This is a genomic window from Pseudomonas sp. NBRC 100443 (assembly GCF_030268185.1).
Classification (GTDB): domain Bacteria; phylum Pseudomonadota; class Gammaproteobacteria; order Pseudomonadales; family Pseudomonadaceae; genus Pseudomonas; species Pseudomonas citronellolis.
This window is the reverse complement of record NZ_BSQE01000032.1, coordinates 1-21364: the sequence shown is the minus strand read 5'-3', so window position 1 is coordinate 21364 and position 21364 is coordinate 1. Positions and strand designations below refer to the sequence as shown.

Sequence of the window (21364 nt, the reverse complement as noted above, 5' to 3'; positions counted from 1 at the left end):
GATGAAACCTGCACAGCGAAGCCGCGGCTTCACCCTGATAGAAATGATGATCGTCGTGGTCATCCTGGCGATACTCGCGGCCATCGCGCTGCCCAGCTACCAGAAGTACGTGCTGCGCAGCCACCGCGCCGAAGGCCAGGCGCTGCTCAGCGAGGCCGCGGCGCGGCAGGAGCGCTACTTCGCGCAGAACAACAGCTACGCCAGCAGCGCCGCGGCGCTGAACATGACCAGCTACGTCGCCGGCCTGCAGTACTACGGCCTGGCCATCTCCAACGTCAGCGCCTCGACCTACACCCTGACCGCCACGGCCACCGGCAGCCAGGCCAGGGACAGCGAATGCCTGACGCTCACCCTCGACCAGGCCGGCACCCGCGGCGCCACCGGCACCGGCACGGCCAGCAGTTGCTGGCAATGAGCCGGGGCGAAAGCGTGCGATAAGCGAACACTGCGCCACAGGTCGAATTGCGCCGCCCGCCTTCCGGCCTTTAGGGTGGCCGGACGGCAGGCGGGCCAGCCGTCCCCGATCCGGGGTGGCCCGCACGACCGTCCATCTCTGCCGGGCCCCGCCATCCCGGCCCCGGCATAGACTGGACGGGCACGAGCCGCGACGAAGAGCGCGGACGACAACAACAAAAGTGAGTGCCTGTATGCAGAACCTGCTGAGCGAGCGCAGCCGGGTATTCGAGCGAGCCGACCCCTACGCGGTGTCCGGCTACGTCAACCAGCACGTCGGCAACCACGCCCTGCGCATGCCCGCCCACGGTCGCCCCGAGGCCAGCCTCAACCACCGCAAGTTCGCCAGCCTCGACCTCTGCCGCATCCGCTACGGCGCCGCCGTGCGCGTCACCTCGCCGGCGCTGGAGACCATCTACCACCTGCAGGTACTGCTGCACGGCCACTGCCTGTGGCGCGGCCAGGGCCGGGAACACTACCTGGAGCCCGGCGAACTGTTGCTGATCAACCCGGACGACCCGGTCGACCTGACCTACTCGGACGACTGCGAGAAATTCATCATCAAGATTCCCACCGCGGTGCTCGAAGGCATCTGCGCCGAACAGCGCTGGGCCCACCCGCGCCAGGGCCCGCGCTTCACCGAGAGCCGCTACCGCCTGGGCGAGCTGGAAGGCTTCGTCAACCTGCTGGGCATGGTCTGCATGGAAGCCGAATCCAGCCAGCGCCTGCCGCGCATCGAGGAGCACTACCAGCAGATCGTCGCCAGCAAGCTGCTGACGCTGCTGCAGACCAACGTCAGCCGCGAATGCCTGGCCGCGCCCATGGCCTGCTTCGAGCGCATCGACGACTACATAGGGCGCAACCTGCGGCAGGACATCGACATCGAGGAACTGGCCCGCCAGGCGAAGATGAGCCTGCGCTCGCTCTACGCCCTGTTCGAACGCCACGCCAGCGCCACCCCGCGCCAGTACATCCGCCGGCGCAAGCTCGAACGCATCCGCGCCTGCCTCGCCGACCCCAGCTGCAACGTACGCAGCGTCACCGAACTGGCGCTGGACTACGGCTTCCTGCACCTGGGGCGCTTCTCCGAAAGCTACCGCCAGCAGTTCGGCGAACTGCCCTCGGAAACCCTCAAGCGCCGCGGCTGAGCCCGGGCGACCAGCACATTCCTGTCCCTCTGCGTAGGGCGCATAACGCCTACGGCGGATAACCGCGAACGGTTATCCGCCCTGCACCTGAGTGCTTTTCGTAGGATGGCGTTGAGCGAAGCGATACCCATCAGCGCAACCGCATGGGTTTCGCAAGCTCAACCCATCCTACGAAAAGCCACGCTCGCTCATGCCCTACGGATTTCCAGGGAAATCTCCGCGCGCCCCCGCAAGCGCCCCGAAACACCCCGCAACCCCGCCTGCAAAAACCGGATAACGCTCTGCACAAAGCGGATATTGCCCCCGCCCACCCAGCCCTAACCTGAGCCTGCCTGAACAATAACAACGGAGGCCCCGGCCATGACCCTGGGTATCGACTACTTGCGTTCCCTGCTTGAAGAAGACCCCGCCAAGGGCGTCTACCGCTGCAAGCGCGAAATGTTCACCGACCCGCGCCTGTTCGAACTGGAGATGAAGCACATCTTCGAAGGCAACTGGGTCTACCTCGCCCACGAAAGCCAGATTCCCGAGAAGAACGACTTCCTGACGACCCTGATCGGCCGCCAGTCGATCTTCATCGCGCGCAACAAGGAGGGCGTGCTCAACGCCTTCATCAACGCCTGCAGCCACAAGGGCGCCATGCTCTGCCGGCACAAGTCGGGCAACCGCTCCAGCTACACCTGCCCGTTCCACGGCTGGACCTTCAACAACTCCGGCAAGCTGCTCAAGGTCAAGGACCCGGCCGAGGCCGGCTACCCGTCGAGCTTCAACTGCGAAGGCTCCCACGACCTCACCAAGGTCGCCCGCTTCGAGTCCTACCGCGGCTTCCTCTTCGGCAGCCTCAACCCCGACGTGCGCCCGCTGGTGGAGCACCTGGGCGAGTCGGCGAAGATCATCGACATGATCGTCGACCAGTCCCCCGAGGGTCTGGAGGTGCTGCGCGGATCGAGCAGCTACATCTACGAAGGCAACTGGAAGCTCACCGCCGAGAACGGCGCCGACGGCTACCACGTCAGCTCCGTGCACTGGAACTACGCCGCCACCCAGAACCAGCGCAAGCAGCGCGAGGCCGGTGAGGAAGTGAAGACCATGAGCGCCGGCGGCTGGGCCAAGCACGGCGGCGGCTTCTACTCCTTCGAGCATGGCCACATGCTGCTCTGGACGCGCTGGGCCAACCCCGAGGACCGCCCGGCCTTCGAGCGCCGCGAACAGCTCGCCGCCGACTTCGGCCAGGCCCGCGCCGACTGGATGATCCAGAACTCGCGCAACCTCTGCCTGTACCCCAACGTCTACCTGATGGACCAGTTCAGCTCGCAGATCCGCATCGCCCGGCCGATCGACGTCAACCGCACCGAGATCACCATCTACTGCATCGCGCCCAAGGGCGAGAGTGCCGAGGCCCGCGCCCAGCGCATCCGCCAGTACGAGGACTTCTTCAACGTCAGCGGCATGGCCACCCCGGACGACCTGGAGGAGTTCCGCTCCTGCCAGCAGGCCTACCAGGGCAGCGCCGAAGGCTGGAACGACATGTCCCGCGGGGCCGCGCACTGGATCGACGGCGCCGACGCCGCCGCGCAGGAAATCGACCTGCACCCGCAACTGTCCGGCGTGCGCACCGAGGACGAAGGCCTGTTCGTGCTGCAGCACAAGTACTGGCTGCAGGCGATGAGCGAAGCCCTGGCCGCCGAAGAAGCCAAGCGCATTCCGCTCGAGGAGGCCGTGTGATGAGCCGCTACGAAAGCATCCGCGACTTCCTCTACCGCGAAGCCCGCTACCTCGACGACAAGGACTGGGACGCCTGGCTGGAGCTGTACGCCAGCGACGCCAGCTTCTGGATGCCGGCCTGGGACGACCGCGACGAGCTGACCCAGGACCCGCAGCGGGAAATCTCGCTGATCTGGTACGGCAACCGCGGCGGCCTGGAAGACCGCGTGTTCCGCATCAAGACCGAACGCTCCAGCGCGACCATGCCGGACACCCGCACCTCGCACAACATCAGCAACATCGAGGTGCTGGGCGAGGAAGACGGCATCTGCCAGGTGCGCTTCAACTGGCACACCCTGAGCTTCCGCTACAAGACCACCGACAGCTACTTCGGCACCAGCTTCTACACCCTCGACCTGCGCGGCGAGAACCCGCTGATCAAGGCGAAGAAGGTGGTGCTGAAGAACGACTACGTCCGCCAGGTCATCGACATCTACCACATCTGAGGTGGCCGCCATGAGCTATTCGATCGCACTGAACTTCGAAGACGGCGTCACCCGCTTCATCGACGCCAACCCCGGCGAAACCGTCGCCGATGCGGCCTATCGCCAGGGCGTGAACATCCCGCTGGACTGCCGCGACGGCGCCTGCGGCACCTGCAAGTGCTTCGCCGAAGCCGGCCGCTACGACCTGGGCCAGGACTACATCGAGGATGCGCTGAGCGAAGAGGAAGCCGGGCAGGGCTACGTGCTGACCTGCCAGATGCGCGCCGAAAGCGACTGCGTGGTGCGCGTGCCGGCGTCCTCGGACGTCTGCAAGACCCAGCAGGCCAGCTACCAGGCGGCCATCAGCGAGGTGCGCCAGCTGTCCGAGAGCACCATCGCCTTGTCGGTCAAGGGCGAGTCCCTGAGCAAGCTGGCCTTCCTGCCGGGGCAGTACGTCAACCTGCAGGTGCCGGGCAGCGGCCAGAGCCGCGCCTACTCCTTCAGCTCGCTGCAGAAGGGCGGCGAGGTCAGCTTCCTGATCCGCAACGTGCCCGGCGGGCTGATGAGCAGCTTCCTCACCAGCCTGGCCAAGGCCGGCGACAGCCTGGAACTGGCCGGCCCGCTGGGCAGCTTCTACCTGCGCGACATCAGGCGCCCCTTGCTGCTGCTGGCCGGCGGCACGGGCCTGGCGCCCTTCACCGCGATGCTGGAGAAGATCGCCGAGCAGGGCAGCGAACACCCGCTGCACCTGATCTACGGGGTGACCAACGACTTCGACCTGGTGGAGCTGGACAAGCTCGAAGCCTTCGCCGCGCGCATTCCCAACTTCAGCTTCAGCGCCTGCGTGGCCAACCCCGAGAGCAGCTACCCGCACAAGGGCTACGTCACCCAGCACATCACGCCTGCGCACCTCAACGAAGGCGAGGTGGACATCTACCTGTGCGGCCCGCCGCCGATGGTCGAGGCGGTGAGCGCGTACATCCGCGAGCAGGGGATTACGCCGGCGAATTTCTACTACGAGAAGTTTGCGGCCAGTGCGGCTTGAACGGGTGGCTAAGAGCCCCTCTCCCTAACCCTCTCCCTGAAGGGAGAGGGGACTGTCCGTACCACGGCGGAGTTCGATGTTAGCCGGCTGTCACGAAGCACCGATATTGGCCCGAGCATCGAACTCAGCCGGGGAGCACGAATAGCTCCCTCTCCCTTCAGGGAGAGGGCGGGGGGAGAGGGTAGCCGCCCCACGCACCCACTTCCCGGAACGCACTCCTTACGGAGATATGCCATGAACAGATTCCCCCACAAAGTCGCCCTGGTCACCGGCGCCGCCCAGGGCATCGGCCGCCGTGTCGCCGAGCGCCTGGCGCAAGAGGGCGCCCGCCTGGTCGCCGTGGACCGCTCCGAACTGGTCCACGAACTGCAGGACGAACTCGGCCAACACGCCGAAGTGTTGACCCTCACCGCCGACCTGGAGCAATTCGCCGAAGCCCAGCGCGTGGTCAACGAAGCCGTGCAACGCTTCGGCCGCCTGGACATCCTGGTCAACAACGTCGGCGGCACCATCTGGGCCAAGCCCTTCGAGCACTACGCCGAGCACGAGATCGAGGCCGAGGTGCGGCGCTCGCTGTTCCCCACCCTATGGTGCTGCCGCGCTGCCCTGGTGCCGATGTTGGAGCAGGGCGCCGGGGCCATCGTCAACGTCTCCTCCATCGCCACCCGCGGCGTCAACCGCGTGCCCTACGGCGCGGCCAAGGGCGGGGTGAACGCGCTGACCGCCTGCCTGGCCTTCGAGACCGCCGAGCGCGGCGTGCGAGTGAATGCCACCGCGCCGGGCGGCACCGAGGCGCCGCCGCGGCGCATCCCGCGCAACGCCGCCGAGCAGAGCCCGCAGGAGAAGGTCTGGTACCAGCAGATCGTCGACCAGACCGTGAACAGCAGCCTGATGAAGCGCTACGGCAGCATCGACGAACAGGTCGGCGCCATCCTTTTCCTGGCCTCCAACGAAGCCTCCTACATCACCGGCGTGACCCTGCCGGTAGGCGGTGGCGACCTGGGCTGAAAACCCGACCCGAACCAACCCGTAGGATGGCGTTGAGCGCAGCGATACCCATCACCCGAGGCGATGGGTATCGCCTCCGGCCCAACGCCATCCCACGCAAAGACGGACCGCCCACGACGCGGCCCCAACGGCTTCTCGCACAACAACAAAAAAGAGAGTGATGCCATGCGGAAAATCGACGTACACGACGTCATCGACAACGCGCGCTTCGGCCGCTTCCACTGGATGGTCATGGCCTGGTGCGCCTTGCTGCTGATCTTCGACGGCTACGACCTGTTCATCTACGGCGTGGTGCTGCCGGTGCTGATGAAGGAGTGGGGCCTGACCCCGCTGCAGGCCGGCGCCCTGGGCAGCTACGCGCTGTTCGGCATGATGGCCGGGGCGCTGTTCTTCGGCCCGCTGGCCGACAAGGTCGGGCGCAAGAAGGGCATCGCCATCTGCTTCGTGCTCTTCTCCGGCTTCACCGTGGTCAACGGCTTCGCCAGCAACCCCACGCAGTTCGGCATCTGCCGCTTCATGGCCGGCCTCGGCATCGGCGGGCTGATGCCCAACGTGGTGGCGCTGATGAACGAATACGCGCCGAAGAAACTGCGCAGCACCCTGGTGGCGGTGATGTTCAGCGGCTACTCGCTGGGCGGCATGCTCTCCGCCGGCGTGGGCATCTACATGCTGCCGCGCTTCGGCTGGGAGGCGATGTTCTTCGCCGCGCTGCTGCCGCTGCTGATGCTGCCGCTGATCCTCTGGCAACTGCCGGAGTCGGTGGGCTTCCTGCTGCGCCAGGGGCGTACCGAACAGGCCCGCGCCATCCTTCGCCGCATTTCCCCGGAAACCACCCTGGAGGCCGCCGCCGAGCTGCACCTGGGCGAGAGCAAGCCGCAGGGCGCGCCGGTGCTCGAGCTGTTCCGCGAGGGCCGCGCGCTGCGCACCCTGATGCTCTGGGTGGCGTTCTTCTGCTGCCTGCTGATGGTCTACGCGCTCAGCTCCTGGCTGCCGAAGCTGATGGCCAACGCCGGCTACAGCCTGGGTTCGAGCCTGTCGTTCCTGCTGGCGCTGAACTTCGGCGGCATGTTCGGGGCCATCTTCGGCGGCTGGCTGGGCGACCGCTTCAACCTGCCCAGGGTGGTGGCGCTGTTCTTCGTCGCCGCCGCCGTTTCCATCACCCTGCTGGGCTTCAACACGCCGATGCCGGTGCTCTACCTGCTGATCGGCATCGCCGGGGCCACCACCATCGGCACGCAGATCCTGCTCTACGCCAGCGCCGCGCAGTTCTACGGCCTGGCCATCCGCTCCACGGGCCTGGGCTGGGCCTCGGGCATCGGCCGCAACGGCGCCATCGTCGGCCCGCTGCTGGGCGGCTCGCTGCTGGCCATCGAGCTGCCGCTGCACCTGAACTTCATGGCCTTCGCGATCCCCGGCGCGCTGGCGGCCCTGGCCATGTACCTGGTCAGCCGCAGCGAGCGGGTGCTCGCGCCCCTGGCCGAAGCCCGGGCCTGAACCGACAACGCAAGGGCGGGGCCGGCCACTCCGGCGCCCGCCGCAGGCTTCCGCGCTGACGGGAGCCAAGGAGGGAACAGCATGCAACGCAGAGATTTCATGACCGGTGCCGCGGCCTTGTCCGCCGGCTTGCTGCTCGGCAGGAACGCGCTGGCCGCCAGCGTGAAGCAAGGGCAGGCGGCGCTCGCGCTGCCGGATGCGCCGCTGTGGCAGTGGCAGGCCAGCGAGCTGGCCGCCGGCATCGCCAGCGGCGCCATCAGCAGCCGGGAGGCGGTGGAAAGCTGCCTCGGGCGCATCGCCGAGGCCAACCCCGGGCTCAAGGCGGTGGTCCACGAGATGCGCGACGAGGCCCTGCGCGCGGCGCAGCGCGCCGACCAGCGGCGGGGTAGCGACGCGCTGCCGCCGTTGCACGGGGTGCCGGTCACCGTCAAGGTCAACCAGAACGTCGCCGGCCAGCCCAACACCAACGGGATTCTGGCGCGCCGCGACAACATCGCCGCCGACAACAGCCCGGTGGTGCAGAACCTGCTGGACAACGGCGCGGTCATCATCGGCCTGACCAGCACGCCGGAGTTCTCCTTCCGCTGGTACACCGAAAGCCCGCTGTACGGCCGCACGCTCAACCCCTGGCGCGCCGACATCACCCCGGGCGGCTCCAGCGGCGGCGCGGCCTCGGCCGTGGCCGCGGGCATGTGCCCGATCGCCCACGGCAACGACATCGCCGGCTCCATCCGCTACCCGGCCTATGCCTGCGGCGTGGTCGGCCTGCGCCCCAGCGTCGGGCGCATTCCCACCGGGCTCGGCCTGGGCTTCGCCGGGCAGCAGATCGCCACCCAGGGGCCGCTGGCGCGCAGCGTGGCCGATGCGCGCCTGGCCTTCCTGGCGATGGCCAGCAGCGGCGGCGCCGACCCCAACTGGGTGAGCCCCGTGGCGGCGCCCGAGGCGCGCGAGAAGCGGGTGGTCGGCCTGGTCAACGAACTGCCCGGCATTCCCCTCGACGCTTCGGTGCGGGACAACCTGGCGGCGGTGGCGAAGATGCTCGAGGACGCCGGCTACCGCGTCGAGCCGGTAAGCCTGCCGGACCACGAGCTGGCCACCCAGACCTGGCTGCGCATCGTCATGACCGAGATCCGCCTGCAGCTGCTGCCGGTCATGCAGCGCGAGGGCAGCGAGGCGCTGCAGGCGGCCGTGCAGGGCATGCTGGAGGCGACGCCGGAGACCGGCCTGGACGAATACGTCGCCGCGCTGGCCACCCGCAACAACCTGCGGGTGAAGTGGCGCGCGCTGTTCCAGCGCTACGACGCGCTGATCGCCCCGGTGTCCGCCAGCGCGCCGCTGCCCTGGGGCCTGGATGCCCAGGGCGGCGAGGCCATGGCACAGATCATGCGCCAGCAGGCGATCCTCATGAGCGTCGCGCTCAGCGGCCTGCCGGCGCTCAGCGTGCCCAGCGGCCTGCAGGGCGAGCGCCTGCCGGCCGGCGTGCAGGTCATCGCCGACCACTACCGCGAGGACCGCTGCTTCCAGGTGGCCGCGGTGATCGAGGCGGCGGCGCGGATGCCGCGCGCCTACCAGACCGGGCCCGCCTGAGCGCCCATGCCAGACGACAACAACAATGAAGAGGCATGACCCGATGCACATAAGCGAAACCCGGGCCCGGCGCTTCGCCGGCCCCCTGGCGCTGCTGGCGCCCTTCACCGCCGAACTGGCCCTGGCCGATGAGCGCCGCCTGTTCGAAGACAGCTCGCTGGTGCTGAACACCCGCCACTGGTACTCCCATGAAATCGCCCGCAAGGACAGCTACTTCCGGGTGCCCGACGACGAGGGCGGGCGCCCGGTGCGCGACCGCGTGGCCTGGCTGCAGGGCCTGAAGCTCGACTACCGGTCCGGCTACAGCCAGGGCGAGCAGGGCCTGGGCATGGACTTCTCGCTGTACGGCGCGGTGGCCCTGGAGCGCAGCCGCGAAGCGGTGGCCGGCGGCAGCACCCGCCTGCTGGCAGAGCGCGACGGCGAGGTGGTGGACCAGTGGGGCAAGGTAGGCATCGCCGCGCTCAAGCTGAAAGCCGGCGCCACCGAGGCGAAGCTTGGCCGCCAGCAGATCCGCACGCCGGTGATGAGCTACGCCGACACCCGCACCCTGCCGGCCTCCTTCGATGGCTTCTCGCTGGAGAGCCATGACCTGCCCGGGCTGACCTTCAAAGCCGGGCACTTCCAGCGCGCCACGCCGCGCACCGGCGCCGGCAGCCAGGACCTGAGCCTGACCTTCACTACGCGCCTGGTGGAAAGCGACTGGATCGCCTATGCCGGCGGCGATTACCGCCTCGGCGAGCGGGGCCGGGCCAGCCTCTACCTGTCGCGCTTCGACGACGTCTGGGACCGCACCTACGCCGGCTGGGCGCAGCGCTACCGCCTGGGCGAGCTGGACCTGGGCCTGCGCCTGGACTTCTACGACACCCGCTCCAGCGGCCGCGAGAACGCCGGGCGCATCGGCCAGCAAGCCTACGGCGCGAGCGTCGCGCCGGGCTACGCCAACCACACGTTGAAGCTGGCCTTCCAGCAGATCGATGGCGACGAGTACTTCGACTTCCCCGCCGAGTCCAACGCCTTCGACCTGCCCAACGCCATGCTCTCGTACTACAACGGGCCCAACGAGCGCTCCTTCCAGGTCAGCTACGGCACCGACTGGACGCCCTACGGCCTGCCGGGGTTCAAGAGCCTGTTCTGGTACGTCAAGGGCTGGGGCATCGACGGCAGCGGCTACGACGGCGGCCCCCGCGCGGCCTACAACTCGGTGCTGGGGCAGAAGGGCGAGAGCCACTACGAGGTCGGCGGCCTGCTCAGCTACGCCGTGCAATCCGGGCCGCTGCGCGGCGTCGGCCTGTCGACCGGCTACATCTGGCACCGCGCCAGCGCGGGGCAGATCGAGGGCAACCTGGAGGAGTTCCGCCTGATCATCGACGCGCCCCTGAGGCTGCTCTGAGTGGCCCGCTCAGCGGTTGACCTGCTCGATCAGCGCCAGGCAGCGCTGGACCATGGCGCTGACGTCGCCGGCGCGGCGGCTGAGGACGATCGGCGACACCGCCTCGGGTTCCAGCACGGCGACGTAGCCGATGTCCGGGCGGTGCTGCTGCTGCACCGAGGCCGGCACCAGGGCCACGCCCAGGCCGGCGGCGACCAGGCCGATGGCGGTCTGCAGCTCGTTGGCCCACTGCGCCACGCGGATGCCCAGGCCATGGTTGGCGAACAGCGCCAGCACGTGGTCGGCATAGCTCGGCCGCGGGTTGGCCGGGTACAGCACGAAGGGCTCGCGGGACAGCCGCTGCAGGCTCACCGGCGCGCCCAGCAGCGGGTGCCCGGTGGGCAGCACCGCCACCAGCGGGTCCTCGCGCAGCACCTGCTGGTGGATGGCCGGGTCGTCGAAGCGCATGCGCCCGAAGCCGATGTCGATGCGCCCGCTCTTCAGCGCCTCGACCTGCTGTAGGGTGGTCATCTCCTGCAGGCCCAGCTCCAGTTCGGCGTCGCTGCGCAGCTCGCGGATCAGCTCCGGCAGCACCGCGTAGAGCGTCGAAGGCGCGAAGCCGATGCCCAGCCACTGGCGCTGGCCCAGGCCGATGCGCCGGGTGTTGTCGCAGATGTTCTGCAGCTGTTCCAGCAGGGTGCCGCTCTGCTCGTAGAAGAAGCGCCCGGCCTCGGTCAGGCGCAGCGGCCGGCCGCGCTCCAGCAGCTCGACGCCGAGCAGCTCCTCCAGCTGCTGGATCTGCCGGCTCAGCGGCGGCTGGGCGATGTGCAGGCGCTCGGCGGCGCGGGTGAAGTTGAGGGTTTCGGCGACCGCCTGGAAGTACCGCAGGTGTCGAAGCTCCATGATACCTCCAGGGTATGGAACGAGAGGGCAATGATATTGGACTGCTCGCCACCGCTGGCGCAATCCTTCGGTGTGCAACAAAAGACCTGGAAGGTATCGGCCGCACCAGACGGCCGGGCCTCGACAAGCAGCCTAGCGTGATATGGAACCCGAGATGACCCAAGCCCTGATCGAACGCCTCGAAGCGATCATCGTCGACCTGCCGACCATCCGCCCGCACAAGCTGGCGATGCACACCATGCAGCAGCAGACCCTGGTGATCCTGCGCCTGCGCTGCAGCGACGGCATCGAAGGCCTCGGCGAGGCCACCACTATCGGTGGCCTGGCCTATGGCAACGAAAGCCCGGAAAGCATCAAGGCCAACCTGGAAGCGCACTTCGCGCCGCTGCTGATCGGCCAGGACGCCTGCAACATCAACGCCACCATGCAGCGCCTGGACAAGGCCATCAAGGGCAACACCTTCGCCCGCTCGGCGGTGGAAACCGCGCTGCTCGACGCCCAGGGCAAGCGCCTGGGCCTGGCCGTCAGCGAACTGCTCGGCGGCCGCGTGCGCGACGGCCTGGAAGTGGCCTGGACGCTGGCCAGCGGCGACACCGCCCGCGACATCGAGGAAGCCGAGCGCATGCTCGACCTGCGCCGCCACCGCATCTTCAAGCTGAAGATCGGCGCCAATGCGCTGGAGCAGGACCTCAAGCACGTGGTGGCGATCAAGCGCGCCCTGGGCGAGCGCGCCAGCGTGCGCGTGGACGTCAACCAGTACTGGGACGAATCCCAGGCCATCCGCGGCTGCCAGGTGCTCGGCGAGAACGGCATCGACCTCGTCGAGCAGCCCATCTCGCGGATCAACCGCGCCGGCCAGGTGCGCCTGAACCTGCGCAGCCCGGCGCCGATCATGGCCGACGAATCCATCGAGAGCGTCGAGGACGCCTTCAGCCTGGCCGCCGACGGCGCCGCCAGCATCTTCGCCCTGAAGATCGCCAAGAACGGCGGCCCGCGCGCCGTGCTGCGCACCGCGCAGATCGCCGAGGCGGCCGGCATCGCCCTGTACGGCGGGACCATGCTCGAAGGCGCCATCGGCACCCTGGCCTCGGCCCACGCCTTCCTCACCCTCAGGCAGCTGACCTGGCACACCGAACTGTTCGGCCCGCTGCTGCTGACCGAGGAGATCGTCAGCGAGCCGCCGGTGTACCGCGACTTCCAACTGCTGGTGCCCAACGCCCCGGGCCTCGGCCTGAGCCTGGACGAGGAGCGCCTCAAGCGCTTCCGCCGCCCCTGAATTAGAGAGAGGAGAAGCCCCATGCTGTTCCACGTGAAGATGACGGTGAAACTGCCCGTCGACATGGACCCGGCCCGCGCCGCCCAGCTCAAGGCCGACGAGAAGGAACTGGCCCAGCGCCTGCAACGCGAGGGCAAGTGGCGCCACCTGTGGCGCATCGCCGGGCACTACGCCAACTACAGCGTCTTCGACGTCGCCAGCGTCGAGGAACTGCACGACACCCTGATGCAACTGCCGCTGTTCCCCTACATGGACATCGAGGTCGACGGGCTCTGCCGCCATCCGTCCTCCATCCATGCCGACGACCGCTGAGCCCTGAACCCCAACGACGAAACCCTTGTATAAGAACAAGACGAGGTGAACATCATGACCGTGAAGATTTCCCAGACTGCCGAGATCCAGAAGTTCTTCGAAGAAGCCGCCGGCTACGGCAACGACAATGGCAGCCCACGCCTTAAGCAGATCGTCCTGCGCGTGCTGCAGGACACCGCGAAGATCATCGAGGACCTGGAAGTCACCGACGACGAATTCTGGACCGCCGTGGACTACCTGAACCGCCTGGGCGGCCGCGGCGAAGCCGGCCTGCTGGTGGCGGGCCTGGGCATCGAGCACTTCATCGACCTGCTCAACGACGCCAAGGACGCGCAGATCGGCAAGACCGGCGGCACCCCGCGCACCATCGAAGGCCCGCTGTACGTGGCCGGCGCGCCCATCGTCGAGGGCGAGGCGCGCATGGACGACGGCAGCGAAGACGGCGTGGCCACCGTGATGTTCCTCGAAGGCCAGGTGCTGGACCTGGACGGCAAGCCCATCGCCGGCGCCACCGTCGACCTGTGGCACGCCAACACCAAGGGCAACTACTCCTACTTCGACCAGAGCCAGAGCGAGTACAACCTGCGCCGCCGCATCATCACCGACGCCGAGGGCCGCTACCGCGCCCGCAGCATCGTCCCCAGCGGCTACGGCTGCGACCCGCAGGGCCCGACCCAGGAATGCCTGGACCAGCTCGGCCGCCACGGCCAGCGCCCGGCGCACATCCACTTCTTCATCTCGGCGCCGGGCTACCGCCACCTGACCACCCAGATCAACCTGTCCGGCGACCAGTACCTGTGGGACGACTTCGCCTACGCCACCCGCGACGGCCTGGTCGGCGAAGTGAAGTTCGCCGAGAACGTCCGCGGCATCGACGGCCGCGTGGCCGAGCTGGAATTCAGCTTCCAGCTGCAGAAGGCCGCCAGCGCCGAAGACGAACAGCGCAGCCAGCGCCCGCGCGCGCTGCAGGTGCAGGGCGCCTGAGGCGCTGTCCACTGGGTTCCCGCCTGCGCGGAGATCCAGAAACAGCGTAGGAGCAACTGTCTTGCGCCGAAGCGCTCTTCGTAGGATGGGTTGAGCTTGCGATACCCATCGGACCCTGGCGATGGGTATCGCTTAGCTCAACGCCATCCTACGAAAAGCCGTGCTTCCTGGAACCGTAGGACCTTGTCCGCGATAGCCGGAACCAACGGCGCGAATCGCGGATGAGATCCGCTACGGTGTTACCCCTAGGCATCGTCCCGAGCCGGCTTGCCGGCACGGCGAAGCCTTGCGTGCAGAACAAGAAAAAGTGAGGCGCCATGAAAGACCTCATCCGCGACTTCTCGCTGTCCGCCCTGGTGGCCGGGTTGATCGCCACCCTGATTTCCTATGCCGGCCCCCTGGTGATCATCTTCCAGGCGGCCAAGAGCGCCGGCCTGCCGGACATCGCCGTATCGTCCTGGGTGTGGGCGATCTCCATCGGCAGCGGCGTGCTCGGCATCCTCCTCAGCCTGCGCTACAAGGTGCCGCTGGTGATCGCCTGGTCGGCGCCCGGCTCGGCGCTGCTGGTGGCGCTGCTGCCGGGCATCAGCCTGAACGAGGCGGTGGGCGCCTACCTGGCGTCGAGCCTGATCATCTTCCTGGTGGGCATCTCCGGCGCTTTCGACCGCGTGGTCGGCAAGCTGCCGCCGGCCATCTCCGCGGCCATGTTGGCCGGTATCCTGTTCAGCTTCGGCACCCAGCTGTTCGTCTCGCTGCAGGCCAAGCCGGCGCTGGTACTGGCCATGTTCGTCGCCTACCTGCTGGGCAAGCGCCTGGCGCCGCGCTATGCGGTGGCCCTGGTGCTGCTGGTGGGCTGTGCCATGGCCATCGGCGGCGGCGAGCTGAACGCCTCGGCGCTGGTGATCGGCCTGGCCACGCCGCAATGGATCGCCCCTGAATTCAGCCTCCATGCGCTACTCAACATCGCCCTGCCGCTGGTGGTGGTAGCGCTCACCGGGCAGTTCGTGCCGGGCATCGCCGTGCTGCGCAACGACGGCTACCAGACCCCGGCGCGCCCGCTGATCGCCAGCAGCGCCCTGGGCACCCTGCTGCTGGCGCCCTTCGGCTGCCACGGCCTGAACCTCGCCGCCATCACCGCGGCCATCTGCACCGGCCGCGAGGCCCACGAAGACCCGGCGCGGCGCTATGTCGCCGGGGTGGTGGGCGGCGTCGCCTACCTGCTGCTGGGGCTGTTCGGCGCCACCCTGGTGTCGCTGTTCAGCGCCTTCCCCCGCGAACTGATCGCCGCGCTGGCGGGCCTTGCGCTGTTCGGTGCCATCGGCGGGGCCCTGGCCGGCGCTATGGGCGTACCCGAGGACCGCGAGGCGGCGCTGATCACCTTCCTGGTCACCGCTTCGGGCATGTCCTTCCTCGGCCTGTCGGCGGCCTTCTGGGGCCTGATCTTCGGCCTGGCCGCGCACCTGCTGCTGGTGCGCCGCCGCGCTGTTCAACGCGAGGCGCGCGCCGTGCGCGCCTGACCACCGGGCAACGGCAAGCGGGCGCCCGGCCGGGGCGCCCGCCCAAGGCAACACGGCAGCGGAAGCAGGGCAGGGCGGCTGATCGAAGCGGACAGCCCCGGGCCCCCGTCGCCGGTACATGACTCCCCGCCCTGCGCCAAGCCGCGGCCCTCCGGTCGCTCGGCAGGGGATCGCACAACCATAAGAACAAGAGAAAACCATGAGCAATCGCGTATGCGTGACCGCCGTCGCGCTGGGCATCGGCGTGGCCGCCGCCCAGCCGGCGGCCGCGGCCGAAGGGTTGATCGAAGGTGCCAGCGCCACCCTGCAGGCACGCAACTACTACTTCAGCCGCGACTTCTCCGACATCGTCGGGCCCAACCGGCAGTCCAAAGCGGAGGAGTGGGCCCAGGGCTTCATCCTCGACTTCCGTTCCGGCTACACCCCAGGGCCCATCGGCTTCGGCCTGGACGCCATCGGCGTATTGGGCCTGAAGCTGGACAGCAGCCCCGACCGCACCAACAGCGGCCTGCTGCCGGTGGGCGGCGACGGCCGCGCGCCGGACGACTACAGCCGCCTGGGCGTGGCCGGCAAGATGAAGTTCTCCAAGACCGAGCTGAAAATCGGCGAGCTGCAGCCCAACCTGCCGGTGCTGGTGTTCAGCGACATCCGCCTGCTGCCGCCCAGCTACCAGGGCACCTCGCTGACTTCCAGCGAAATCCCCGGGCTGACCTTGCAGGCCGGGCACCTCACCTCCACCCACCTGCGCAACGAGGGCGGCGACGAGAAGATGCTCGCCATGCTCAGCTACCAGCCGCAGCGCCAGGCCGAGAGCGACGCCTTCAACTACGCGGGCGGCGATTACGACTTCAACGCCAAGCGCACCCGCGTCAGCGCCTGGTATGGCCAGTTGGAAGACATCTACAAGCAGCGCTTCCTCGGCCTCAAGCACGCCCAGCCGCTGGGCGACTGGGTGCTGGGCGCCAACCTCGGCTACTTCGACGCCAGCGAGGACGGCAAGCACCTGCTCGGCGACATCGACAACCGCGCCTTCTACTCGCTGTTCTCGGCCAGGCATGGCGGGCACACCTTCTACCTTGGCTACCAGGGCATGTTCGGCGACAGCGCCTTCCCTCGGGTGTTCGCCAACGTCTCGCCGCTGGGCAACGAGGTGCCGACCTACGAGTTCGCCTCCACCGACGAGCGCTCCTGGCAGGCGCGCTACGACTACGACTTCGTCGCCCTCGGCGTGCCCGGCCTGACCACCACCCTGCGCTACATCAGCGGCGACAACGTCGACACCGGGCTGGGCTTCGAGGGCAAGGACCGCGAGCGCGACCTGGACATCGGCTACACCGTGCAGAGCGGCCCGGTGGCCGGGCTCAACCTGCGCGTGCGCAACGTCATGGCGCGCTCCAACTACCGCAGCGACATCGACGAGAACCGCCTGATCCTCAGCTACACCTGGAAGCTGTTCTGAACCCCTCCGAGGGCGCTCGGCCCCCTGTCCGCCCCGGCTACCGGGGCGGATGGAGGAGGGCGCCCGAGGGTATTTCCGGTATTCCTGTAAGGGATACCTGAGAGCGCTTTTTTGATTATCCGCTTATAGGCGGCCTCCCTAGACTCGGCGAAAAACAAGCCCATGCAGGAGGTCGCCGTGTCCCATTCCTTGCTCCGCCACTACATCGCCGGAGCTTTCGTAGCCAGCAGCCGCACCTTCGACAACGTCTCCCCGGTGGATGGCCGCGTCCTCGGCCAGGTCTGCGAGGCCGGCGAGGTGGAGGTCGATGCCGCGGTCAGCGCCGCCGCGCAGGCGCAGAACGGCCCCTGGGCCAGCTACAGCGCCGCCCAGCGTGCCGAGCTGCTGGAACGCATCGCCGACGGCATCGAGCGGCGCTTCGAAGACTTCGTCGCCGCCGAGGTGGCCGACACCGGCCGCCCCGTGCACCAGGCCCGCAGCCTCGACGTGGCCCGTGGCGTGCAGAACTTCCGCACCTTTGCCGACCTGGTGCGCCAGGGCGGCAGCGAATTCTTCGAGATGCGCACAGGCGACGGCAGCGACGTGTTCAGCTACACGGTGCGCAAGCCCCATGGCGTGGTGGCGATCATCTCGCCGTGGAACCTGCCGCTGCTGCTGCTCACCTGGAAGGTCGCGCCGGCCCTGGCCTGCGGCAACTCGGTGGTGGTCAAGCCCTCGGAAGACACGCCCTCCAGCGCTACCCTGCTGGCCGAGGTGATGCACGAGGTGGGCGTGCCCGCCGGGGCCTTCAACCTGGTCCACGGCTTCGGGCCGAACTCCGCCGGCGAGTTCCTCACCCGCCACCCGGAAGTCGACGCCATCACCTTCACCGGCGAGTCGCGCACCGGCTCGACCATCATGCGCGCCGCCGCCGAAGGCGTGCGCGAAGTCTCCTTCGAACTGGGCGGCAAGAACGCCGCGGTGGTCTTCGCCGACTGCGACTTCGACGCCGCCGTGGCCGGGGTGCTGCGTTCCAGCTTCACCAACTCCGGGCAGGTCTGCCTGTGCTCCGAGCGCGTCTACGTCGAGCGGCCGATCTACGAACGCTTCGTCGCCGCGCTCAAGGCGGGCGCCGAGAAACTGAAGATCGGCTACCCCGACGAAGACGGCGTGAACATGGGCTCGCTGATCTCCCACAAGCACCGCGACAAGGTACTGGGCTATTTCCAGCTGGCCCGCGAGGAGGGCGCCACGGTGGTCAGCGGCGGCGGCGTGCCGAAGTTCGGCGATGCGCGCGACAACGGCGCCTTCGTCCAGCCGACCATCTGGACCGGCCTCGCCGACGACGCCCGCTGCATGCGCGAGGAAGTCTTCGGCCCGGTCTGCCACATCGCGCCCTTCGACAGCGACGAGGAAGTGCTGCGCCGCGTCAACGACTCCGCCTACGGCCTGGCCGCCTCGCTGTGGACCCGCGACCTGGGCCGTGCGCACCGCGTCTCGCGGCGCATCCACGTGGGCATGGTGTGGGTCAACACCTGGTTCCTGCGCGATTTGCGCACGCCCTTCGGCGGCGCCCGGCTGTCCGGCCTGGGCCGCGAGGGCGGCCGCCACTCGCTGGATTTCTATTCCGAACTCACCACCATCTGCGTCAACCCCTGAGGCCAGGAGAAGCCCATGCATCCAGCCATCGCCGAAGCCGCCGCGCGCCTGCGCCAGGCCCGTGAACAGGGCCAGCCGTGCGCGCCGGTGCGCGACCTCGTCCAGCAGGCCGCCAACGAACAGGGGGCCGCTGCCCTCGATCTGGCCTACGCCGTACAGCAACGCAACAACGTCGCCGACATCGCCGCCGGCTGGCGCCCGGTGGGCCACAAGATCGGCCTGACCTCCCGCGCCGTGCAGCGCCAGCTGGGCGTCGACCAACCGGACTTCGGCCGCCTGTTCGCCCAGATGGCCCGCGGCGACGGCCAGCCCATCGCCTGGACGGACTGCCAGCAGCCCAAGGTGGAGGCGGAAATCGCCCTGGTCCTGGAACACGACCTGTGCCACGAGCGCCACACCCTGGCCGACATCATCCGCGCCACCGCCTTCGCCCTGCCGGCCATCGAGGTCGTCGGCAGCCGCGTCGCCAACTGGGACATCAGCCTGCTCGACACCGTGGCCGACAACGCCTCCTCCGGGCTCTTCGTCCTCGGCAGCCGCCCGGTGCGCCTGGACCGGCTGGACCTGGTGAACTGCGGCATGAGCCTGAGCCTGCGCGGCGAGCCGGTATCCGTCGGCGCCGGCGCCGCCTGCCTGGACAACCCGCTGAACGCCGCGCTCTGGCTGGCCGACACCATGGCCCGCCTGGGCGAGCCGCTGCGCGCCGGCGACCTGGTGCTCACCGGCGCCCTGGGGCCGATGGTGGCGGTGCGCCCGGGCGATGTATTCAGCGCCGAAATCCAGGGGTTGGGGCGCGTTACTGCGGCCTTCCAGGGCTAAGAGCCGAAAAAAGCGCTGAAGGCTGGAGGCTGAACGACAAGCGATCCCTGCCACGGCGGAGGTCGGTGCTCTTTCGTCCAGCCTCTAGCCTCCAGCGCTCTTAATCGAGCTCTTTGCTCTTGATCGAATGCTTTTCGAGGGGTGTTTATGAGTAAGAAGAGAAAAGCCGCCATCATCGGTTCCGGCAACATCGGCACCGACCTGATGATCAAGATCCTGCGCAACGCGCAGCATCTGGAAATGGCCGCCATGGTCGGTATCGACCCGGCCTCCGACGGTCTGGCCCGCGCCGCCCGCATGGGCGTGGCGACCACCCACGAGGGTGTCGAAGGGCTGGTGAAACTGCCGGTGTTCGCCGACATCGACTTTGTTTTCGATGCCACTTCCGCCAGCGCCCACGTGAAGAACGACGCCTTCCTGCTCGGCGTTAAGCCCGGGCTGCGGATGATCGACCTGACCCCGGCCGCGATCGGTCCCTATTGCGTGCCGGTGGTCAACCTGGAGCAGCACCTCACGGCCAGCAACGTGAACATGGTGACCTGCGGTGGGCAGGCGACCATTCCGATGGTGGCTGCCGTGTCCCGTGTGGCCAAGGTCCACTACGCGGAAATCATCGCTTCCATCGCTTCGAAATCCGCCGGTCCCGGCACCCGCGCCAATATCGACGAGTTCACCGAGACCACTTCGAAAGCCATTGAAGTGATCGGCGGCGCGGCGAAGGGCAAGGCGATCATCATCATGAACCCGGCCGAGCCGCCGCTGATCATGCGTGACACCGTGTACGTGCTGAGCGAAGCGGTGGACCCCTCCAAGGTCGAGGCCAGCATCGAGGAAATGGCCGCCGCCGTGCAGGCCTACGTCCCCGGCTATCGCCTGAAGCAGAAGGTCCAGTTCGACCTGGTGACCGACCTGAACATCCCCGGCCACGGCAGTTTCAGCGGCCTGAAGACCTCGGTCTTCCTCGAAGTCGAAGGCGCCGCCCACTACCTGCCGGCCTACGCCGGCAACCTCGACATCATGACCTCCGCCGCGCTGGCCACCGCCGAGCGCATGGCACAGGCAATGGAGGCTTCGGCATGAGCCAGAAACTCTATATCTCCGACGTGACGCTGCGCGATGGCATGCATGCGATTCGTCACCAGTACAGCCTGGAAGACGTGCGGGCCATCGCCGCCGCCCTCGACCTCGCCAAGGTGGACTCCATCGAAGTGGCCCATGGCGATGGCCTGCAAGGCTCGTCTTTCAACTATGGCTTTGGCGCCCATACCGATCTGGAGTGGATCGAAGCCGCGGCCGATGTGGTGAAGCACGCCAAGATCGCCACGCTGCTACTGCCAGGTATCGGCACCATCCATGACCTAAAGGCTGCCTTCAACGCCGGCGCCCGCGTGGTACGCGTGGCGACCCACTGCACCGAGGCCGACGTCTCCAAGCAGCACATCGAATACGCCCGCGAACTCGGTATGGACACCGTGGGCTTCCTGATGATGAGCCACATGCAAAGCCCTGAAGGCTTAGCCCAACAGGCCAAGCTGATGGAAAGCTACGGCGCCACCTGCATCTACGTGGTCGACTCCGGTGGTGCGATGAACATGGACGATATCCGCGCGCGCTTCCGTGCGGTGAAGGCTGCTCTGAAGCCGGAAACCGAAACCGGCATCCACGCCCACCACAACCTCAGCCTCGGTGTAGCGAATTCCATCGCCGCGGTGGAGGAGGGCTGCAACCGCATCGACGCCAGCCTGGCGGGTATGGGCGCGGGAGCAGGAAACGCGCCGCTGGAAGTCTTCATTGCCGCTGCGGACAAGCTCGGCTGGCACCACGGCACCGACCTCTACGCGCTGATGGATGCGGCGGACGACCTGGTGCGCCCCCTGCAGGACCGCCCGGTGCGCGTCGACCGCGAAACCCTCGCCCTGGGCTATGCCGGCGTCTACTCCAGCTTCCTGCGCCACGCCGAAGTGGCCTCGGCCAAGTACGGAATCAAGGCGGTGGACATCCTCGTCGAGCTGGGCAAACGCCGCATGGTCGGCGGCCAGGAAGACATGATCGTCGACGTGGCCCTGGACCTGCTGGCCGCCCGCGCCTGACCTCGACCTCGACTGTAGGAGCAGGCCCTGCCTGCGATTCGCGCGCAGGGCGCGCTCCTACAGGGGAACGACG

At 68.1% G+C, this 21364-nt stretch carries 19 protein-coding genes; 18 read left to right on the top strand and 1 reads right to left on the bottom strand.

Annotated elements, in window-relative coordinates:
* Nucleotide 1 precedes the first annotated feature (1 nt).
* The 9 genes from QSJ95_RS29595 (at nucleotide 2) to QSJ95_RS29555 (ending at nucleotide 10314) form a co-directional block, all read left to right on the top strand.
* Nucleotides 2-415: a type IV pilin protein gene (locus QSJ95_RS29595; protein WP_043266788.1), complete on the top strand. Its 414-nt coding sequence runs from the start codon at nucleotides 2-4 to the stop codon at nucleotides 413-415.
* A 232-nt stretch (nucleotides 416-647) separates the two neighbouring features.
* Nucleotides 648-1601, top strand: coding sequence for an AraC family transcriptional regulator (locus QSJ95_RS29590; protein WP_009619292.1), 954 nt, complete (start codon nucleotides 648-650; stop codon nucleotides 1599-1601).
* A gap of 360 nt (nucleotides 1602-1961) precedes the next feature.
* Complete coding sequence (gene benA / locus QSJ95_RS29585; RefSeq protein ID WP_285647212.1) at nucleotides 1962-3326, top strand: benzoate 1,2-dioxygenase large subunit; 1365 nt, start codon at nucleotides 1962-1964, stop codon at nucleotides 3324-3326.
* Nucleotides 3326-3811: a benzoate 1,2-dioxygenase small subunit gene (gene benB / locus QSJ95_RS29580; protein WP_370310840.1), complete on the top strand. Its 486-nt coding sequence runs from the start codon at nucleotides 3326-3328 to the stop codon at nucleotides 3809-3811. Before benA ends, benB begins: the two co-directional genes overlap by 1 nt.
* Nucleotides 3812-3821: 10 nt before the next feature.
* Entirely contained in the window at nucleotides 3822-4835 is a 1014-nt protein-coding gene (gene benC / locus QSJ95_RS29575; RefSeq protein ID WP_285647208.1) for a benzoate 1,2-dioxygenase electron transfer component BenC, read from the top strand.
* A 234-nt stretch (nucleotides 4836-5069) separates the two neighbouring features.
* Nucleotides 5070-5843 carry a 1,6-dihydroxycyclohexa-2,4-diene-1-carboxylate dehydrogenase gene (locus QSJ95_RS29570; protein ID WP_285647204.1) on the top strand — a complete coding sequence of 258 codons (774 nt, stop codon included), beginning with the start codon at nucleotides 5070-5072 and terminating at the stop codon, nucleotides 5841-5843.
* 165 nt (nucleotides 5844-6008) lie between these two features.
* On the top strand, nucleotides 6009-7337 hold the full coding sequence (locus QSJ95_RS29565) for an MFS transporter (protein ID WP_285647203.1): 1329 nt from the start codon (nucleotides 6009-6011) through the stop codon (nucleotides 7335-7337).
* A gap of 81 nt (nucleotides 7338-7418) precedes the next feature.
* Nucleotides 7419-8924, top strand: coding sequence for an amidase (locus QSJ95_RS29560; RefSeq protein ID WP_285647202.1), 1506 nt, complete (start codon nucleotides 7419-7421; stop codon nucleotides 8922-8924).
* 43 nt (nucleotides 8925-8967) lie between these two features.
* A complete protein-coding gene (locus QSJ95_RS29555; RefSeq protein ID WP_285647200.1) occupies nucleotides 8968-10314 on the top strand; it encodes an OprD family outer membrane porin in 1347 nt (448 codons plus the stop codon).
* A gap of 9 nt (nucleotides 10315-10323) precedes the next feature.
* On the opposite strand, the gene QSJ95_RS29550 is transcribed toward QSJ95_RS29555, so the two are convergent.
* Nucleotides 10324-11196: a LysR family transcriptional regulator gene (locus QSJ95_RS29550; RefSeq protein ID WP_253407091.1), complete on the bottom strand. Its 873-nt coding sequence runs from the start codon at nucleotides 11194-11196 to the stop codon at nucleotides 10324-10326.
* Between the two features lie 154 nt (nucleotides 11197-11350).
* On the opposite strand from QSJ95_RS29550, the gene QSJ95_RS29545 reads away from it, so the two are divergent.
* The 9 genes from QSJ95_RS29545 to mhpE all read left to right on the top strand — a co-directional run bounded on the left by QSJ95_RS29545 (nucleotide 11351) and on the right by mhpE (nucleotide 21291).
* Nucleotides 11351-12472 carry a muconate cycloisomerase family protein gene (locus tag QSJ95_RS29545; RefSeq protein WP_285647196.1) on the top strand — a complete coding sequence of 374 codons (1122 nt, stop codon included), beginning with the start codon at nucleotides 11351-11353 and terminating at the stop codon, nucleotides 12470-12472.
* Nucleotides 12473-12493: 21 nt separating this feature from the next.
* Nucleotides 12494-12784, top strand: a complete 291-nt coding sequence (gene catC / locus QSJ95_RS29540; protein WP_009619311.1) for a muconolactone Delta-isomerase — start codon at nucleotides 12494-12496, stop codon at nucleotides 12782-12784.
* A 54-nt stretch (nucleotides 12785-12838) separates the two neighbouring features.
* On the top strand, nucleotides 12839-13768 hold the full coding sequence (catA, locus tag QSJ95_RS29535; RefSeq protein WP_043267893.1) for a catechol 1,2-dioxygenase: 930 nt from the start codon (nucleotides 12839-12841) through the stop codon (nucleotides 13766-13768).
* A gap of 317 nt (nucleotides 13769-14085) precedes the next feature.
* The gene (locus tag QSJ95_RS29530; protein ID WP_285647192.1) at nucleotides 14086-15285 is read left to right on the top strand and encodes a benzoate/H(+) symporter BenE family transporter; all 1200 of its coding nucleotides are present in this window, start codon (nucleotides 14086-14088) and stop codon (nucleotides 15283-15285) included.
* 199 nt (nucleotides 15286-15484) lie between these two features.
* A complete protein-coding gene (locus tag QSJ95_RS29525) occupies nucleotides 15485-16744 on the top strand; it encodes an OprD family porin (RefSeq protein WP_064583586.1) in 1260 nt (419 codons plus the stop codon).
* 177 nt (nucleotides 16745-16921) lie between these two features.
* On the top strand, nucleotides 16922-18382 hold the full coding sequence (locus tag QSJ95_RS29520; RefSeq protein ID WP_009619320.1) for a 2-hydroxymuconic semialdehyde dehydrogenase: 1461 nt from the start codon (nucleotides 16922-16924) through the stop codon (nucleotides 18380-18382).
* A gap of 15 nt (nucleotides 18383-18397) precedes the next feature.
* Nucleotides 18398-19201: a 2-keto-4-pentenoate hydratase gene (locus tag QSJ95_RS29515; protein ID WP_285647190.1), complete on the top strand. Its 804-nt coding sequence runs from the start codon at nucleotides 18398-18400 to the stop codon at nucleotides 19199-19201.
* Nucleotides 19202-19348: 147 nt separating this feature from the next.
* Nucleotides 19349-20281, top strand: a complete 933-nt coding sequence (locus QSJ95_RS29510; RefSeq protein ID WP_009619324.1) for an acetaldehyde dehydrogenase (acetylating) — start codon at nucleotides 19349-19351, stop codon at nucleotides 20279-20281.
* Entirely contained in the window at nucleotides 20278-21291 is a 1014-nt protein-coding gene (mhpE, locus tag QSJ95_RS29505; RefSeq protein ID WP_285647189.1) for a 4-hydroxy-2-oxovalerate aldolase, read from the top strand. Before QSJ95_RS29510 ends, mhpE begins: the two co-directional genes overlap by 4 nt.
* The last annotated feature ends 73 nt before the right edge of the window (nucleotides 21292-21364 follow it).

Coding starts and splice junctions, on each gene's coding strand:
- QSJ95_RS29595 (WP_043266788.1), top strand. CDS start 2: ATGAAACCTGCACAGCGAAGCCGCGGCTTCACCCTGATAGAAATGATG.
- QSJ95_RS29590 (WP_009619292.1), top strand. CDS start 648: ATGCAGAACCTGCTGAGCGAGCGCAGCCGGGTATTCGAGCGAGCCGAC.
- benA (WP_285647212.1), top strand. CDS start 1,962: ATGACCCTGGGTATCGACTACTTGCGTTCCCTGCTTGAAGAAGACCCC.
- benB (WP_370310840.1), top strand. CDS start 3,326: ATGAGCCGCTACGAAAGCATCCGCGACTTCCTCTACCGCGAAGCCCGC.
- benC (WP_285647208.1), top strand. CDS start 3,822: ATGAGCTATTCGATCGCACTGAACTTCGAAGACGGCGTCACCCGCTTC.
- QSJ95_RS29570 (WP_285647204.1), top strand. CDS start 5,070: ATGAACAGATTCCCCCACAAAGTCGCCCTGGTCACCGGCGCCGCCCAG.
- QSJ95_RS29565 (WP_285647203.1), top strand. CDS start 6,009: ATGCGGAAAATCGACGTACACGACGTCATCGACAACGCGCGCTTCGGC.
- QSJ95_RS29560 (WP_285647202.1), top strand. CDS start 7,419: ATGCAACGCAGAGATTTCATGACCGGTGCCGCGGCCTTGTCCGCCGGC.
- QSJ95_RS29555 (WP_285647200.1), top strand. CDS start 8,968: ATGCACATAAGCGAAACCCGGGCCCGGCGCTTCGCCGGCCCCCTGGCG.
- QSJ95_RS29550 (WP_253407091.1), bottom strand. CDS start 11,196: ATGGAGCTTCGACACCTGCGGTACTTCCAGGCGGTCGCCGAAACCCTC.
- QSJ95_RS29545 (WP_285647196.1), top strand. CDS start 11,351: ATGACCCAAGCCCTGATCGAACGCCTCGAAGCGATCATCGTCGACCTG.
- catC (WP_009619311.1), top strand. CDS start 12,494: ATGCTGTTCCACGTGAAGATGACGGTGAAACTGCCCGTCGACATGGAC.
- catA (WP_043267893.1), top strand. CDS start 12,839: ATGACCGTGAAGATTTCCCAGACTGCCGAGATCCAGAAGTTCTTCGAA.
- QSJ95_RS29530 (WP_285647192.1), top strand. CDS start 14,086: ATGAAAGACCTCATCCGCGACTTCTCGCTGTCCGCCCTGGTGGCCGGG.
- QSJ95_RS29525 (WP_064583586.1), top strand. CDS start 15,485: ATGAGCAATCGCGTATGCGTGACCGCCGTCGCGCTGGGCATCGGCGTG.
- QSJ95_RS29515 (WP_285647190.1), top strand. CDS start 18,398: ATGCATCCAGCCATCGCCGAAGCCGCCGCGCGCCTGCGCCAGGCCCGT.
- QSJ95_RS29510 (WP_009619324.1), top strand. CDS start 19,349: ATGAGTAAGAAGAGAAAAGCCGCCATCATCGGTTCCGGCAACATCGGC.
- mhpE (WP_285647189.1), top strand. CDS start 20,278: ATGAGCCAGAAACTCTATATCTCCGACGTGACGCTGCGCGATGGCATG.